This is a genomic window from Ruegeria sp. CDSC054 (genome assembly GCF_059610645.1).
Map to the genome: position 1 here is coordinate 79,706 of NZ_JBXWOA010000014.1, position 13,625 is coordinate 93,330.

Below are 13,625 nucleotides of genomic sequence, written 5' to 3' on the forward strand. Positions count from 1 at the left end.
ATGTTCTCGCCGGAATTGCGCGTTTGTTGTGCTTCAAGCGGATTTTCGCCGCTTACACAAGCAAATCCGCGTGATCGGCCCGGATGACCGGCACCATTAACACTTTGTTAAGGAATAAGCGTGATCACAAACCACGGGGGTCGGCACCGCACACTCTACCAAGTGCCGAGGTTGTTGCAAATGAATGTACTGATTGTTGAGAGTAACCCCGACCTTGGTCGGGTCTGGAAAAGACATCTGGAACGGCAAGGCGCCGAAGTGACGCTTGTTGCCGGGCAAGAGGCTGCGATCCTTGCGCTGTACGGCACGGATTTCGATATCATCGTGCTGGATCTGGTGCTGGAAAATGGCAGCGCGTTGGCAGTGGCTGATTTCGCCAGCTATCGCCGCCCCGAGGCGCGGGTGATCTTTGTCACCAACACCACCTTTTTTTCAGACGGATCGATTTTTGCCCACAGCCCAAATGCGTGCGCTTATGTGCAAAGCGGCACGCCGCCAGAAGATCTGGCGGCGATGGTCGAGCATTACGCGGCGGGCCGCTGACCGCGCCCGTGCGGTTCCATGTAGTCCAAAACCGGGTTGGTCGGGATGATCCGATGCGGGTTGATGCTTTCGTGGCTATAGTGATAGTGGCGCACGATGTGATGCATGTTCACCGTCGAAGCGACGCCCGGCCATTGATACAACTCGCGCGTATAAGCCCAAAGATTCGGATAATCGATCAGCCGCCGCCGATTGCATTTGAAATGCAGATGATAGACGGGATCGAACCGGATCAGCGTCGTGAACAACCGCCAGTCAGCCTCGGTCATGCGATCACCCATCAGATAACGGTTTGAAGTCAAACGGTCTTCCAGCCAGTCCAGTGTTTCAAACAGCGGATCCACGGCGGCGTCATAGGCCTGTTGGCTGGTGGCAAAGCCTGACTTGTAGACGCCGTTGTTGACGTTGGAATAGATGCGCGCGTTCACTTCTTCGATTTCATCCCGCATTGTCTCGGGCCAGTAATCATCGGTATTTCCGGTGATCCCGTCAAAGGCCGAATTGAGCATGCGGATGATTTCCGAGCTTTCGTTCGAAACGATCGTCTGCTGTTTCTTGTCCCACAGGATCGGCACTGTGACCCGGCCCGAATAAGAAGTGTCGGCCTTGGTGTAAATCTGGTGGGCAAAGTCCAGACCATAGAGAGTGTCCCCGGTTGCCCCATTGCCATCAGTCTCAAAGGTCCAGCCCTTATCCAGCATGTCGGAATGCACAACAGAAACAGAGATGTGACTGGTCAAACCCTTCAGTTCCCGGAAGATCAGAGTTCGGTGTGCCCAGGGGCAGGCATGGCTTACGTAAAGATGATAGCGCCCGGATTCAGCGTTAAACCCGCCCTTGCCCGATGGTCCGGCGCTGCCATCTGTAGTCAGCCAGTTGCGGAACTGCGCGGCGCTGCGTTTGAACGCGCCGCCAGTAGATTTGGTGTCATACCAAGTGTCGTGCCATTTACCGTCGACCAACAGGCCCATCTCATGCCCTCCGAAAAGCGATTTAGCCAAACATAGGCGGTCGCAAGTGCCGTTCCTATGCGAGGACGCGCGCAATCTGCCTGCGCACACGCACAAGTTGGATTGGGATTTCTGTGCAACAAATTGATTTCTCGGCGCTGACTGTGACCGGGTTCACTGGATTTTTACAATTTGCGCCTCACAATAGAGTACTCTGTTGGGGGAAATTTTTATGAGTACGTATGTTTCAAAGGAAATTACTGCCGAATTGGATGCGGCCCGAATCGCCGGTTTGAAGAAAACCAGCCGCCTGCGTGTCGAAATTGGCGACAATTCCTATAAAATTCTTCGATTGTGGAAAGATGGCTTTACGGTTGAAGCCGAAACTACGCCGCAACTGCGCGGGCTCGTCGACATCTATGATGGCGCCAACCACCTGTACCAATGTCTGATCATCGCGGATGAGGATGAAGCAGGCGAAATGCGATACGAATTCAAGCGCAGCACGGCCGCTGCCGACAAGGCTCCGCTGGATTTCTACCGCGCGCCAGACGCGCCGATTGCGTTACTTGGGCACAAGGATTGAGGGCAGGGCCAACGACATTGCCGTTGGCCGCCTCTTTCACTGCAAATCAGCAAATGCGCGCTTTAGCCGTTCGCATGCCTCTTCGACCCGCGCACGCTGAGTAGCCAGGTTGAACCGTTCGAAGGTCTCACCCCCTGCGCCGAAACCGGGGCCTGAGGACGTTGCGATTTTGGCATCTTCGCGCAGGCGGCGGACAAACTCTTCATGGGGCATGCCGGTTCCTGAGAATTCTACCCAAGCCAGATAAGTAGCCTGCAACGGCATGGACCACAGACCAGGGATCTCGGCGATCGCTGCGTCAAAGACTTGGCAGTTGCCCGCCAGATGCGCGACCTGTTGGTCAACCCATGCCGCACCCTCGGGCGAATAGGCGGCAGTTATCATCGCCACGCCCAAAGCGCTGGGATCATAGTCCAACGTCTGAATGCGGTGCCGCATGGCCGCGCGCAGTTTGGGGTCCGGAATGATCATGTTACCGGTGCGCTGACCAGCGATGTTAAATGTCTTGGACGCCGCGGTCAGCGTCACGGTCCACGGCCGCGCATCCGGCGCGGCGACATCCATTGGCACAAACGTATTGCCGGGATAGACCAGATCGTGGTGGATCTCATCCGAGACCAAAATCAACCCATTACGTTCGGCGAATGCGGCCACGGCGCGCAGTTCATCCGGTGTCCACACCCGGCCCGAGGGGTTTTGCGGCGAGCACCACAGCAACAGCTTTTCCGACCCGTCCAGACGCGACTGAGCGTCGTCCAGATCCAGGCCATAGGTTTCGCCTTGGCGAACTAGCGGGCACTCGACAACGCGACGTCCCGATTTGTTCACCTTGTGGGCAAACTCATGGTAGACGGGGCTGAAGATGACGACGCCGTCGCCGGGTTCGCTCCAGACATCCAGAGACAGGGCGATCGCATTGCCTAACCCCTGTGAAGTCAGCACCCAATCGGTGTCGATGTCCCAGCTATGGCGGTTCTTCATCCACCACTGAATCGATGCCAGATAGTCCGGGTGACTCCACGAATACCCAAAGACCCCATGGTCAGCCGCTTTTCGAACGGCATCTATCACGCATGGTGCTGTTGGGTAATCGGAATCCGCGGTCCACATGGCCAGCCCATTCTGCGGCGACACGCCGTAGAGCTGCTCCATCTTATCCCATTTTGAACTGTTGGTTCCCCGGCGGTCGATCAGGTCGTTGAAAGTCATGTCTGCTCCATCTGTCCGGTCGAAAGCTAGCCACAATTCCGGCGGGTGCAAGGGGGGCGTTGCGGCGCGGGTCGGGATGGCCTAAATCAACCCCATGAAACGCAATATCCTGATCCATCCCGACCCCCGCCTGAAAAAGGTCTGCGCGCCTGTGGCAGATATCAGCGACGAGCTGCGCAAGCTGGCAGACGACATGCTGGAGACGATGTATGACGCGCCTGGCGTTGGTCTGGCCGCGCCTCAGATCGGTGTGCTGGATCGGTTGATCGTGTTGGACTGCGTTAAGGAAGAGGGCGAAGCCCCGCGTCCGCTGATCATGTTCAACCCCGAGGTCATCGCCTCGTCCGATGAGACCAATGTCTACGAGGAAGGCTGCCTGTCGATCCCCGATCAATTCGCCGAAGTCACGCGCCCCAAAGTTGTTGATGTCACGTGGATCGACCGGGATGGCAACTTGCAGCAGGACACATTCGATGGCCTGTGGGCGACCTGTGTCCAGCATGAGATCGACCACCTGAACGGCAAGCTGTTCATCGATTATCTCAAGCCGCTTAAGCGTCAGATGATAACGCGCAAGATGCAGAAACTAAAGCGCGAGCAGGCCCGCGCATGACCTCTCGCACCCGCCTGCCATGGCCCGATAAACGCCTGCGCACCAAGGCGGAGGACGTCGCCGAGATCACCGATGAAATCCACGCCATTTGGGACGACATGATCGACACGATGGAGGCGATGCCCGGTGTTGGCCTTGCCGCACCGCAGATCGGTGTCATGTTGCGGCTGGCTGTGGTGGACGGCTCGGTCGAACGCGGTAAGGCTGTGCGTTTGGCGAACCCAGAAATCCTGCACAGCTCAATCGAATTGCGCGAACATGATGAGGCCAGCCCGAACCTGCCCGGTGTCTCGGCCAAGTTGAAACGCCCGCGCGCGGTGACGATCAAGTTTCTGAACGAACAGGGCATGGTGGATCGCCGCGACTTTGTCGGGATCGAGGCCACAAGCGTACAGCACCAGATCGATCATCTGAACGGGAAGATGTATTTCGACCGGCTCAGCAAGGTCAAACGGGACATGCTGCTGCGCAAAGCCAAAAAGCTGGGGTAGAGATGCGCGTTGTATTCATGGGTACGCCCGACTTTTCGGTTCCGGTTCTGGATACGCTTGTCGAAGCTGGGCATGATATCGTCGCCGTATATTGCCAGCCCCCGCGCCCGGCTGGCCGGGGCAAAAAGGACCGACCGACACCGGTTCACGCACGGGCCGAAGCGTTAGGCCTGACTGTCCGCCATCCGGTGTCTCTGAAATCGTCAGATGAACAGGATGCCTTTGCTGCACTGAACGCAGATGTGGCTGTGGTGGTCGCTTATGGCCTGATCCTACCGCAGCCCATTCTGGACGCGCCTGCCCAGGGATGTCTGAATATCCATGCCAGCCTGTTGCCGCGCTGGCGCGGGGCGGCCCCGATCCATCGCGCCATCATGTCCGGCGATGCGCAAACCGGTATCTGCATCATGCAGATGGAGGCCGGTCTGGACACAGGCCCGGTTCTTATGCGCGAAGCAACCGATATCGGGATCGAGGAAACCACCGACCAGTTGCATGACCGGCTGTCGATAATGGGCTCCAAACTGATCGTTGGGGCTTTGCATGACCTGCCGAATCTGACGCCCGAGCCGCAGCCCGAGGTCGGTGTGACCTATGCCGCCAAGATCGACAAATCAGAGGCACGGATTGACTGGTCCCGGCCCGCAGCAGAGGTGGACCGGCAGATCCGCGGTCTGTCCCCGTTCCCAGGTGCCTGGACCGAGATTGACGGAGACCGCGTGAAACTACTGGCGTCGCGTCTGGCCGAGGGGCAGGGCGTACCCGGCGAAGCTCTGGACGATGCCTTGACAGTAGCTTGCGGCGAGGGTGCCGTTGATCTGTTGCGCCTGCAACGGGCGGGCAAAGGCGCACAGGATAAGGAAACCTTTCTGCGGGGCTGGCCTGTGGCCAAGGGAAGTCGGATTTAGAAGGAATAACAGACTTGTACATGACTTTGATGGGGACGGTGTTGATTGCAGCCGTCGTTGGAAGCCTTGCGGAAAAAACCGGGTTTACCCGAAACGGCTATCTGCAATCTATCATCATTTGTATCGGCGGTGCCTTTCTGTTTTTCTTTGCTCAGATCATGTTTGGCAGGATGTTCGGGTTTAACCTTGCTTTTGGGTCCCCGGGATTGAACGCTATTGTGTCATCCGTCGGCGCGCTGATCATCGTGCCGACCCATTGGAGGAAGTGACATGCCTGTCATCGCCCTGATCGTCATCGGAGCCGCCGCAGGGTTCCTGGCCACCCGTTTAATGCGGATCGAGGCCAACATCCCCACAACCATGTTGATTGGCATCGTTGGTGCACTGGTTGGCGGATTTCTGTTGCGGGCCTTGATCACCGTGGCAGGGTGGTTGTCCGGATTTGTAGGCGCGGTTCTGGGCGCGCTGCTGGTAATCTGGATATGGCAGACCTATCTGCGTCGTTGAGCGGGGCTACCGCTCGTCGCAAATCACTGTTGATCCCAACGATTTCGAATTGCGCGTCGCCATTTTGAAGCGATTGGCTTCCTCTGCTGACATCCAGTGCATTTCGTCCTCGGACGCTGCATCAAGCGTGAACCAATAAAAGGCCGGGTCGACACCAATATCATTGAAATAGTCGAGATAGCGATCGTGCTCGGGGTGGTTTTCGGGCAGGTTGGCAGCCACATATCCGCCGCCGCCCCAGCTATGAACCCCGACACATGCGCCAGGTTCCAGAGTGCGTCGATTGCCGGCCAGGAACAGATCAGTGCCACCAGAGGCGACCAAGCCGTTTGAGGGCACCACTGTATCGAACCCTTCTTCCCTGACAACGCGGCTGAAAATTACATTGGCATCATCATCGACCGAGCCTTCGATGTTCTGCAGCACAAGTGTTTTAATCCCGGGGTTCGAGGCAGTGATTTCTTCGAAAGCATCGAGCGTCGTGTGATCAATGGACCCCGAAGCAACGATTTCGTCCCCCTGCACAACGAAGCTGACAGGGTCATATTGCGCTGCACAAGCACCCAGAAGAGCCAGTGAGGCGACAAAAATAGGGAAAGTGAAATTCATTTCAGTTCTCACATCTGTGGCACAGGAAATGCAGATCGAACATTTTATACCCAATTACTGCCGTGGCGGGCGTGCTTTGTAAACCGGAAGCCGCCAGCCAAACACCAATGATCCCGCCCGCAATGCCCAGCAGATCAACGCACATGCGGCCAGTGTGGCCAGCTCGTCGAAACCAAGTCGGGTCGCGATCACAGCGGCAAAAGCCCCGGCAAACGCGCAAGAGACATAGAGCTCACCCTGTTTCAGGACCAGTGGCACTTCGTTGCAGACCACGTCCCGCATTAAGCCGCCAAGGCAGCCCGTTGTGACGCCCATCAGCACAACGATCACACCGGATTGGTTCAGCGACAAGGCTGCGCCAGCACCTGCTGCTGCGGCAATCGACAGGGCGAAACTGTCCAGCCAGACCAGCAAGTTGTATCGGCTTTCCACCAAATGAGCAGTAAAAAACACAACCACGGCAGCCGCTGTGGCGATCAGGATATAGTCTGGCTGGCCGACCCAGAACACCGGATGCCGGTCCAGCAGCAGGTCGCGGACGGTTCCGCCGCCCACAGCAGTCAGGCAGGCCATAAAGGCGAAGCCAACCAAATCCAGCTGTGCCCGGCTGGCCACCAATGCGCCTGTCAGGGCAAAAACCAGAACTGAGGCATAGTCGAGCAGTGCCAGACCGCTCACGTTTGCGCCTTTTTTGGTTTGAACGGGGCCATGCCCGCGCGGGCCAGCTCGTCGGCTTTTTCGTTTTCGGGATGGCCAGCATGGCCTTTGACCCATTCCCAGGTCACGTCATGGCGGGCCTGTGCCTCATCCAGTCGCTGCCACAGATCGACATTCTTGACCGGTTTCTTGTTCGAGGTCTTCCAGCCGTTGCGTTTCCAGCCGAAAATCCAGCCGGTCACGCCATTTTTTACATAGGCGCTGTCGGTCACCACAGTGATCTTCGAGGCCCGTTCCAGGGTTTCCAGCGCGCTGATCGCGGCCAGCAATTCCATGCGATTGTTGGTGGTCTCAGCTTCGCCGCCGTTCAGCTCGCGTTCTTTCAGGACTTTTTCGCCGTCCATTGCGCGCATCAGCACGCCCCAGCCGCCCGGGCCAGGATTGCCCGAACAGGCACCATCGGAGTAGGCAAACAACTCAGGCATGGGCGATCACCAGAATAAAGCCGTCATAAGACCCGGCCAGACCTTTGCCGACTCCGGTTGTAATCCGGTCAATTGTGAACCCTGCCTCGGCCAGCGCCTCTTCGATCTCGGTCTGTGAGAAATAGGTGTAATAGCGATCAATGTCGTCACGGTGTTCACCGGTTCCCAGTTTCAGACCAAGGAAAAAGATACCCTCGGGCTTCAATGCCCGGTGGATGGCCGCCAAATGGCGCGGGAAATCCTTGCGCGGTGCATGCAGCAGCGAAAAGCTGGCATAGATGCCGTCAAACGTGGCCGTATCGGTCACATCGTCAAATGTACCGACATGCGCATCTACGCCATTTTCGCGGGCGTGTTCCACAAAGGTCGGCGTCGCATCCAATGCCCGAACCCGCAGCCCCTCACGCAGGAAAAACATGCTATCCGCCCCAGGGCCTGAGCCGAGGTCCAGCACATAGCCACCCGGCGCAACCGCTTCGGCAAAGGCCATACGCGCTTCGATCTGTTCGGGCGGCAATGGGACGCTCAGATACTCGGCAACACGCGTGGTGTAGGCATCAATTGTCTTGCGATCGGTCACAGGTACACTCCTACGGCAAGGCATATCAGGACGATGGCTGTCAGCAGAACGCGCAGCCTCAGCCACCATGTTGGGGTCAGCCGCCAATATGCAAATATCGCATCCAACATCAGCAAACCAGCGAAGCCGTACATCAGGTTGATGCCCGCCTCGACAGGTCCACCGCCGGTCATGAAAAACGCCCAAAGCGCCGGGAGGACTGACAGCACATAGCATGTCGCTGCCTTACTGCCCGAGGTCTTGGTGGCGAACCCCCACAGAACACCGGACATAAAACTTAAGATCACCGAGCCGTAGAACAGTTGAATATACGGCCCGACGAACCGCGAACCAAGCTCTTGCCTGCCCCAATCCTGCAAATCGCCGTTCAAGGAGGTCAGCGCGCCCCAAATGAACGGGATCAACCCCGCCAGCGCTAAAACCAGTGGCGCCCTGGGGACGCCTCTCATGCGGTTTGCCTCAGGACGCGGGGCACTTTGAATTCGACATTTTCGACGGCGGTTTCGACCAGTTCAACCGTCACGTCATAGTGGGTGTCGAAAGCGTCAATCACCTCATTCACCAGCACTTCGGGTGCTGACGCGCCCGCGGTAATGGCGATGGTTGAGATGCCTTCCAGCGCCCGCCAGTCGATATCGTGGGCGCGCTGCACCAATTGCGCATAGTTGCACCCGGCGCGGGCCGCAACCTCGACCAGTCGGCGTGAGTTCGAAGAGTTCGGTGCGCCAACAACAAGCAAAGCATCCGATTTTGGAGCCACGGCTTTGACGGCCTCTTGCCGGTTGGTGGTGGCGTAGCAGATGTCTTCCTTATGCGGGCCAACGATGGCCGGGAACCGGACTTGGAGGGCTGCGATAATATCCTTGGTGTCATCCACCGAAAGCGTCGTCTGGGTGACAAATGCCAGCTTTTCCGGATTGCGTACCTGAACCGAGGCCACGTCATCGACGGTTTCAACCAGCAGCACTTCGCCGTCGGGCAACTGGCCCATGGTGCCGATGGTTTCCGGATGGCCCTTGTGCCCGATCATGATCATCTGCAATCCGGCCTCAGCATGGCGCTGAGCCTCCACATGAACCTTGGAGACCAGCGGGCAGGTGGCATCGACATAGATCATCTCGCGCTGGGCCGCCGACGCGGGAACGGATTTCGGTACGCCATGCGCTGAAAAAATAACGGGTCGGTCGTTAGGACACTCGTCCAGCTCTTCGACAAAAACGGCCCCCTTGGCGCGCAGACCATCTACGACGAATTTGTTGTGCACAATTTCATGCCGCACATACACCGGAGCACCCCATTTCTGCAGCGCCATTTCAACGATCTTGATCGCCCGGTCGACACCGGCGCAGAACCCGCGCGGCGCGGCGAGGTATAGGGTAAGGGGCGGCTTGGTCATGTCTTGGTCTCCATAGGCCACAGGTAAGTCTTTTCCCGGCTATGGTCCAGACAGGACATTGTCATTGATATGACATGAATCACTGCTAGCCAGCAGGTGTTTCAGTACCTGCTTTTAGTTAAAGAAGCGCGGTCAGGTTGGTACAGCCTGACCGCGCTAATTTCTTCCCCAGGGTTTGGTAAGTGGCCCGGTCTTACTGTCCACCCGCAGCAACGCTGCGTGGCTCCATGGGCATTTCACGCGGAGGCCGCCCGATCACGTCGCGCAGGTCTTCAAGTTCGATGAAGTTGTCAGCCTGGCGGCGCAGCTCGTCCGAGATCATCGGCGGCTGGCTGCGGATGGTCGAAACCACCGAAACGCGCACGCCCTGACGTTGCAAGCTGGCAATCAGCGGGCGGAAATCCCCATCGCCCGAGAACAACACGATATGATCGACACGCGGTGCCAGTTCCATGGCGTCGACCGTCAGTTCGATATCCATGTTACCTTTGACTTTCCGACGCCCCATGCTGTCGGTGTATTCCTTCGCCGGTTTTGTCACCATGGTGAAGCCGTTGTAATGCAGCCAGTCAACCAAGGGGCGGATCGGGGAATACTCATCGTTTTCCAATAGCGCCGTATAGTAAAAAGCCCGAAGCATCTTGCCGCGGCGCATAAACTCCTGGCGCAGCAATTTGTAGTCGATGTCAAACCCCAGTGCTTTTGCGGCTGCATAAAGATTCGAGCCGTCGATGAACAGCGCTAGCCGTTCGTCTTTATAGAACATAAATAGGTCCTTCCGGTACAATACAGAGCGCCGTGGTGTTACGTGAGTGGGTGTTTGAAAAATAGGCGGCGCGCTGATCTTCTATAATTAGGCCATTTCGGTCGTATCGCAAGTATGCAATTCGCCGAATATAGTGAATGGAACGTACAAATCTATGTCAAAAGCGGTTATCGCGCTGGGCGCAAATCTCAAATTGAGAGGTATTGGCCCCAAGGTGACACTTCAAAGCGCACTTGACGCTATCTTGCGTCACGGGGTGGTGATTCGTGCCGTCAGCCGTTTTTTTGAGACCCCGTGCTTCCCGGCAGGTGCCGGGCCTGACTACGTCAATGCGGCTGCTTTGATCGAAACGGACAGGACGCCGACCGATTTGTTGCACCTGCTTCACCAGATTGAGCATCAGTTTGGGCGCGAAAGGGTGCAGCGATGGGGTATGCGAACGCTGGATCTGGATCTGGTCTGCTATGATGATCTGGTTCTGCCAGATCGCACCGAATTTGACAGCTGGCTGACCCTGCCAGTACAGGAGCAGACGCAAAAGGCGCCGGACCGGCTGATTATTCCACATCCGCGCCTGCAGGATCGTGCTTTCGTCCTTGTTCCGATGGCGGACGTCGCCCCGGATTGGCGGCATCCGGTGCTGGGCCGGACGGTAACCGAAATGCTGGCAGACCTGCCCGCGTCGGATATTGCGGCAGTCACGGCTGTGTGAACGGTGCATTTGCAGCATTTCTTGCTTGTCAAGGCGGGGATTCGCCCTTAGATAAACCTCTTCCTGACATGGATTCAGTAACGGAGAGCGCCCCATGGCCCGCGTGACGGTTGAAGATTGCGTAGACAAGGTTCCTAACCGGTTTGAACTGGTGATGCTTGCCGCCCATCGTGCGCGCGAGATTTCTGCCGGCGGCCCGATCACCGTCGACCGTGACAATGACAAGAATCCCGTCGTGTCGCTGCGTGAGATTGCGGACGAAACCCAAAGCGCGGATGAACTGCGCGAGCGCCTGATCGAGGCCAACCAGACCCAGATTGAGGTCGATGAGCCGGAAGAAGATCAGATGGCTCTGCTGATGGGTGCGGAATCGGACAAACCGGCCGATGACGATATGTCGGAAGAGAAGCTGCTGCGCGCTCTGATGGAGGCTCAAGGCCAGGGGTAAGCCCCAAAGATGAAGGTGCGGACCGGATGATTTCTGCAGACGACTTGATTGCGCTGGTCCGCAACTACAACCCCAAGACAAATGCTGACCGCATCGCCCGGGCCTATGAGTTCGGAAAGCAGATGCATGACGGTCAGTTCCGCCATTCAGGCGAACCCTATTTCACACATCCCGTTGCCGTGGCCGCCATCCTGACCGAACAGCGCCTGGATGATGCGACGATCATTACAGCGTTGCTGCATGACACGATCGAAGACACCAAAGCCAATTATGGCAAAGTGTCCGAACTGTTCGGGGAAGAGGTTGCCAAGCTGGTCGACGGCGTCACCAAACTGACCAACCTGCAACTGTCCAGCCGCGAAACCAAACAGGCCGAGAACTTTCGTAAGCTGTTCATGGCCATGTCCAAGGATCTGCGGGTTATTCTGGTCAAGCTCGCTGACCGTCTGCACAACATGCGCACGATCAAGGCAATGCGCCCGGAAAAGCAGGTGCAGAAGGCACGCGAGACGATGGATATTTATGCGCCGCTCGCAGGTCGCATGGGTATGCAGTGGATGCGCGAAGAGCTTGAGGATCTTGCTTTCCGCGTTCTGAATTCCGAAGGTCGCCAGTCGATCATTCGCCGCTTTATCACCTTGCAGCGCGAAACCGGCGACGTGATCCACCGGATCACTGGCGACATGCGGCACGAGCTGGAAAAGGCGGGCATCGAGGCCGAAGTGTTTGGGCGTGCCAAAAAGCCTTACTCGATCTGGCGCAAGATGCAGGAAAAGGATCAGGGCTTTTCGCGCCTGTCCGACATATATGGTTTCCGCATCATCACCCGGTCCGAGGAAGATTGTTATCGCACGCTGGGTGCCATTCACCAGCGCTGGCGCGCGGTGCCGGGACGGTTCAAGGATTACATCAGTCAGCCGAAATCAAACGGCTATCGCTCGATCCACACTACAGTTTCGGGGCGCGACGGGAAACGGGTCGAGGTTCAGATCCGCACCCGTCAGATGCATGATGTGGCTGAAACCGGCGTTGCGGCGCATTGGTCGTACCGCGACGGTGTCCGCTCGGAAAACCCTTTTGCCGTTGATCCGGCGAAGTGGATTGCAAACCTGACTGAACAGTTCGACAGCGAGGAGGATCACGAGGATTTCCTCGAAGCGGTCAAACTGGAAATGTACTCGGACCAAGTGTTTTGCTTCACGCCCAAAGGTGACGTGGTCAAGCTACCGCGCGGGGCCACGCCGATTGATTTCGCCTATGCCATCCACACCCGTATTGGCCATGCCTGCGTTGGCGCCAAGGTGGACGGTATCCGCGTGCCATTGTGGACACGGATCAAGAACGGTCAGTCGGTGGATGTGATCACCGCTGACGGTCAGACGCCTCAGGTTACGTGGCTTGAGATTGCAGTGACAGGCAAGGCCCGCACCGCGATCCGGCGGGCGCTGCGTGAGGTCGACCGCGAGCGGTTTATTAAGCTGGGCAAGGAACTTGCGCGTTCTGGGTTTGAACATGTTGGTCGAAAGGCCACAGAGAAGGCCTTGGATACAGCCGCAAAACACCTGCGTCTGAAGGATCGTCACGAATTGTTGGCGCGTCTCGGCAGTGCCGAGCTGACAGCCCATGATGTGGTCAGCGCTGTGTATCCTGAACTGACTCAGGATGAAGGGGATGCCATTTCCCCACGCCGCGCGGTGATCGGCCTTGAGCCGGGACAGAAATTCGACCGCGCCCCCTGTTGCCAGCCTTTGCCGGGTGAACGCATCGTCGGCATCACCTATCGTGGTAAAGGCGTTGTCGTGCATGCCATCGACTGCGACCGCCTGTCCGAGTTCGAAAGTGAGCCCGATCGTTGGGTCGATTTGCACTGGCACTCGGGAACGCACCCGGCTGTCTATGGTGCGACGCTGGATATGACCATTGGCAACGATGCCGGTGTTCTGGGACGCATTTGCACGTTGATCGGCGAGAAAAAGGCCAATATCTCGAACCTCGAATTCGTCGACCGCAAACCGGATTTTTACCGCTTGCTGATCAATGTCGAACTGCGTGACCTGGAGCAGCTGCATTCGCTCATGCTGATGCTCGAGGCCGAAAGCGACGTGGCGGCTGTGGAGCGGTATCGGGACAGGGCAAAAACCGCAGTTGCGGCTGGCTGAGAAGGG

General features: G+C 57.5%; 19 protein-coding genes. 10 read left to right on the top strand and 9 right to left on the bottom strand.

From position 1 onward, the window contains the following. Nucleotides 1-180: 180 nt before the first annotated feature. Nucleotides 181-543, top strand: a complete 363-nt coding sequence (locus AC2FGC_RS20450; protein ID WP_108861296.1) for a response regulator transcription factor — start codon at nt 181-183, stop codon at nt 541-543. On the opposite strand, the gene AC2FGC_RS20455 is transcribed toward AC2FGC_RS20450, so the two are convergent. After that, entirely contained in the window at nt 525-1,514 is a 990-nt protein-coding gene (locus AC2FGC_RS20455; protein ID WP_496727093.1) for a glutathione S-transferase family protein, read from the bottom strand. The two genes, AC2FGC_RS20450 and AC2FGC_RS20455, sit on opposite strands and share 19 nt — an antisense overlap. Nucleotides 1,515-1,725: 211 nt before the next feature. Here AC2FGC_RS20455 and AC2FGC_RS20460 point away from each other — a divergent pair, with 211 nt between their 5' ends. Next, entirely contained in the window at nt 1,726-2,079 is a 354-nt protein-coding gene (locus tag AC2FGC_RS20460) for a hypothetical protein (protein ID WP_496727050.1), read from the top strand. Nucleotides 2,080-2,115: 36 nt separating this feature from the next. Here AC2FGC_RS20460 and AC2FGC_RS20465 read toward each other — a convergent pair whose 3' ends face one another. Beyond that, on the bottom strand, nt 2,116-3,288 hold the full coding sequence (locus AC2FGC_RS20465) for a MalY/PatB family protein (RefSeq protein ID WP_496783298.1): 1,173 nt from the start codon (nt 3,286-3,288) through the stop codon (nt 2,116-2,118). Nucleotides 3,289-3,382: 94 nt separating this feature from the next. Here AC2FGC_RS20465 and def (AC2FGC_RS20470) point away from each other — a divergent pair, with 94 nt between their 5' ends. The 5 genes from def (AC2FGC_RS20470) to AC2FGC_RS20490 are packed head-to-tail and all read left to right on the top strand — an operon-like array spanning nt 3,383 to nt 5,807. Beyond that, nucleotides 3,383-3,901 carry a peptide deformylase gene (gene def, locus AC2FGC_RS20470; protein WP_496727052.1) on the top strand — a complete coding sequence of 173 codons (519 nt, stop codon included), beginning with the start codon at nt 3,383-3,385 and terminating at the stop codon, nt 3,899-3,901. After that, nucleotides 3,898-4,392 carry a peptide deformylase gene (gene def / locus AC2FGC_RS20475; RefSeq protein ID WP_496727053.1) on the top strand — a complete coding sequence of 165 codons (495 nt, stop codon included), beginning with the start codon at nt 3,898-3,900 and terminating at the stop codon, nt 4,390-4,392. The genes def (AC2FGC_RS20470) and def (AC2FGC_RS20475) overlap by 4 nt, the downstream gene beginning before the upstream one ends. 2 nt (nt 4,393-4,394) lie before the next feature. Beyond that, nucleotides 4,395-5,300: a methionyl-tRNA formyltransferase gene (gene fmt / locus AC2FGC_RS20480; protein ID WP_496727054.1), complete on the top strand. Its 906-nt coding sequence runs from the start codon at nt 4,395-4,397 to the stop codon at nt 5,298-5,300. A 14-nt stretch (nt 5,301-5,314) separates the two neighbouring features. Beyond that, entirely contained in the window at nt 5,315-5,569 is a 255-nt protein-coding gene (locus AC2FGC_RS20485; protein ID WP_058278955.1) for a hypothetical protein, read from the top strand. A 1-nt stretch (nt 5,570) separates the two neighbouring features. Beyond that, nucleotides 5,571-5,807, top strand: coding sequence for a GlsB/YeaQ/YmgE family stress response membrane protein (locus AC2FGC_RS20490; RefSeq protein ID WP_058273291.1), 237 nt, complete (start codon nt 5,571-5,573; stop codon nt 5,805-5,807). Nucleotides 5,808-5,813: 6 nt separating this feature from the next. On the opposite strand, the gene AC2FGC_RS20495 is transcribed toward AC2FGC_RS20490, so the two are convergent. From AC2FGC_RS20495 to AC2FGC_RS20525, 7 genes are all read right to left on the bottom strand, one after another. Further along, nucleotides 5,814-6,416, bottom strand: a complete 603-nt coding sequence (locus AC2FGC_RS20495; protein WP_496727056.1) for a COG3904 family protein — start codon at nt 6,414-6,416, stop codon at nt 5,814-5,816. A gap of 54 nt (nt 6,417-6,470) precedes the next feature. Continuing rightward, the gene (locus tag AC2FGC_RS20500) at nt 6,471-7,094 is read right to left on the bottom strand and encodes a trimeric intracellular cation channel family protein (protein WP_058273289.1); all 624 of its coding nucleotides are present in this window, start codon (nt 7,092-7,094) and stop codon (nt 6,471-6,473) included. Then, complete coding sequence (rnhA, locus tag AC2FGC_RS20505; protein ID WP_496727057.1) at nt 7,091-7,558, bottom strand: ribonuclease HI; 468 nt, start codon at nt 7,556-7,558, stop codon at nt 7,091-7,093. Before rnhA ends, AC2FGC_RS20500 begins: the two co-directional genes overlap by 4 nt. Further along, on the bottom strand, nt 7,551-8,138 hold the full coding sequence (locus AC2FGC_RS20510) for a class I SAM-dependent methyltransferase (RefSeq protein ID WP_496727058.1): 588 nt from the start codon (nt 8,136-8,138) through the stop codon (nt 7,551-7,553). Before AC2FGC_RS20510 ends, rnhA begins: the two co-directional genes overlap by 8 nt. Then, a complete protein-coding gene (locus tag AC2FGC_RS20515; protein WP_496723284.1) occupies nt 8,135-8,587 on the bottom strand; it encodes a DUF3429 domain-containing protein in 453 nt (150 codons plus the stop codon). Before AC2FGC_RS20515 ends, AC2FGC_RS20510 begins: the two co-directional genes overlap by 4 nt. After that, nucleotides 8,584-9,534 carry a 4-hydroxy-3-methylbut-2-enyl diphosphate reductase gene (ispH, locus tag AC2FGC_RS20520; RefSeq protein ID WP_496723282.1) on the bottom strand — a complete coding sequence of 317 codons (951 nt, stop codon included), beginning with the start codon at nt 9,532-9,534 and terminating at the stop codon, nt 8,584-8,586. Before ispH ends, AC2FGC_RS20515 begins: the two co-directional genes overlap by 4 nt. Nucleotides 9,535-9,727: 193 nt before the next feature. Further along, nucleotides 9,728-10,300 carry a LabA-like NYN domain-containing protein gene (locus AC2FGC_RS20525; RefSeq protein WP_058278950.1) on the bottom strand — a complete coding sequence of 191 codons (573 nt, stop codon included), beginning with the start codon at nt 10,298-10,300 and terminating at the stop codon, nt 9,728-9,730. A gap of 154 nt (nt 10,301-10,454) precedes the next feature. Between AC2FGC_RS20525 and folK the strand changes: the two genes are divergently transcribed. From folK to AC2FGC_RS20540, 3 genes are all read left to right on the top strand, one after another. Continuing rightward, nucleotides 10,455-11,012: a 2-amino-4-hydroxy-6-hydroxymethyldihydropteridine diphosphokinase gene (gene folK, locus AC2FGC_RS20530; protein ID WP_496727059.1), complete on the top strand. Its 558-nt coding sequence runs from the start codon at nt 10,455-10,457 to the stop codon at nt 11,010-11,012. Between the two features lie 94 nt (nt 11,013-11,106). Further along, on the top strand, nt 11,107-11,460 hold the full coding sequence (gene rpoZ / locus AC2FGC_RS20535) for a DNA-directed RNA polymerase subunit omega (protein WP_010437681.1): 354 nt from the start codon (nt 11,107-11,109) through the stop codon (nt 11,458-11,460). Between the two features lie 26 nt (nt 11,461-11,486). Then, a complete protein-coding gene (locus tag AC2FGC_RS20540; RefSeq protein WP_170561209.1) occupies nt 11,487-13,619 on the top strand; it encodes a RelA/SpoT family protein in 2,133 nt (710 codons plus the stop codon). The last annotated feature ends 6 nt before the right edge of the window (nt 13,620-13,625 follow it).

Coding starts and splice junctions, on each gene's coding strand:
- AC2FGC_RS20450 (WP_108861296.1), top strand. CDS start 181: ATGAATGTACTGATTGTTGAGAGTAACCCCGACCTTGGTCGGGTCTGG.
- AC2FGC_RS20455 (WP_496727093.1), bottom strand. CDS start 1,514: ATGGGCCTGTTGGTCGACGGTAAATGGCACGACACTTGGTATGACACC.
- AC2FGC_RS20460 (WP_496727050.1), top strand. CDS start 1,726: ATGAGTACGTATGTTTCAAAGGAAATTACTGCCGAATTGGATGCGGCC.
- AC2FGC_RS20465 (WP_496783298.1), bottom strand. CDS start 3,288: ATGACTTTCAACGACCTGATCGACCGCCGGGGAACCAACAGTTCAAAA.
- def (WP_496727052.1), top strand. CDS start 3,383: ATGAAACGCAATATCCTGATCCATCCCGACCCCCGCCTGAAAAAGGTC.
- def (WP_496727053.1), top strand. CDS start 3,898: ATGACCTCTCGCACCCGCCTGCCATGGCCCGATAAACGCCTGCGCACC.
- fmt (WP_496727054.1), top strand. CDS start 4,395: ATGCGCGTTGTATTCATGGGTACGCCCGACTTTTCGGTTCCGGTTCTG.
- AC2FGC_RS20490 (WP_058273291.1), top strand. CDS start 5,571: ATGCCTGTCATCGCCCTGATCGTCATCGGAGCCGCCGCAGGGTTCCTG.
- AC2FGC_RS20495 (WP_496727056.1), bottom strand. CDS start 6,416: ATGAATTTCACTTTCCCTATTTTTGTCGCCTCACTGGCTCTTCTGGGT.
- rnhA (WP_496727057.1), bottom strand. CDS start 7,558: ATGCCTGAGTTGTTTGCCTACTCCGATGGTGCCTGTTCGGGCAATCCT.
- AC2FGC_RS20515 (WP_496723284.1), bottom strand. CDS start 8,587: ATGAGAGGCGTCCCCAGGGCGCCACTGGTTTTAGCGCTGGCGGGGTTG.
- ispH (WP_496723282.1), bottom strand. CDS start 9,534: ATGACCAAGCCGCCCCTTACCCTATACCTCGCCGCGCCGCGCGGGTTC.
- AC2FGC_RS20525 (WP_058278950.1), bottom strand. CDS start 10,300: ATGTTCTATAAAGACGAACGGCTAGCGCTGTTCATCGACGGCTCGAAT.
- folK (WP_496727059.1), top strand. CDS start 10,455: ATGTCAAAAGCGGTTATCGCGCTGGGCGCAAATCTCAAATTGAGAGGT.
- rpoZ (WP_010437681.1), top strand. CDS start 11,107: ATGGCCCGCGTGACGGTTGAAGATTGCGTAGACAAGGTTCCTAACCGG.
- AC2FGC_RS20540 (WP_170561209.1), top strand. CDS start 11,487: ATGATTTCTGCAGACGACTTGATTGCGCTGGTCCGCAACTACAACCCC.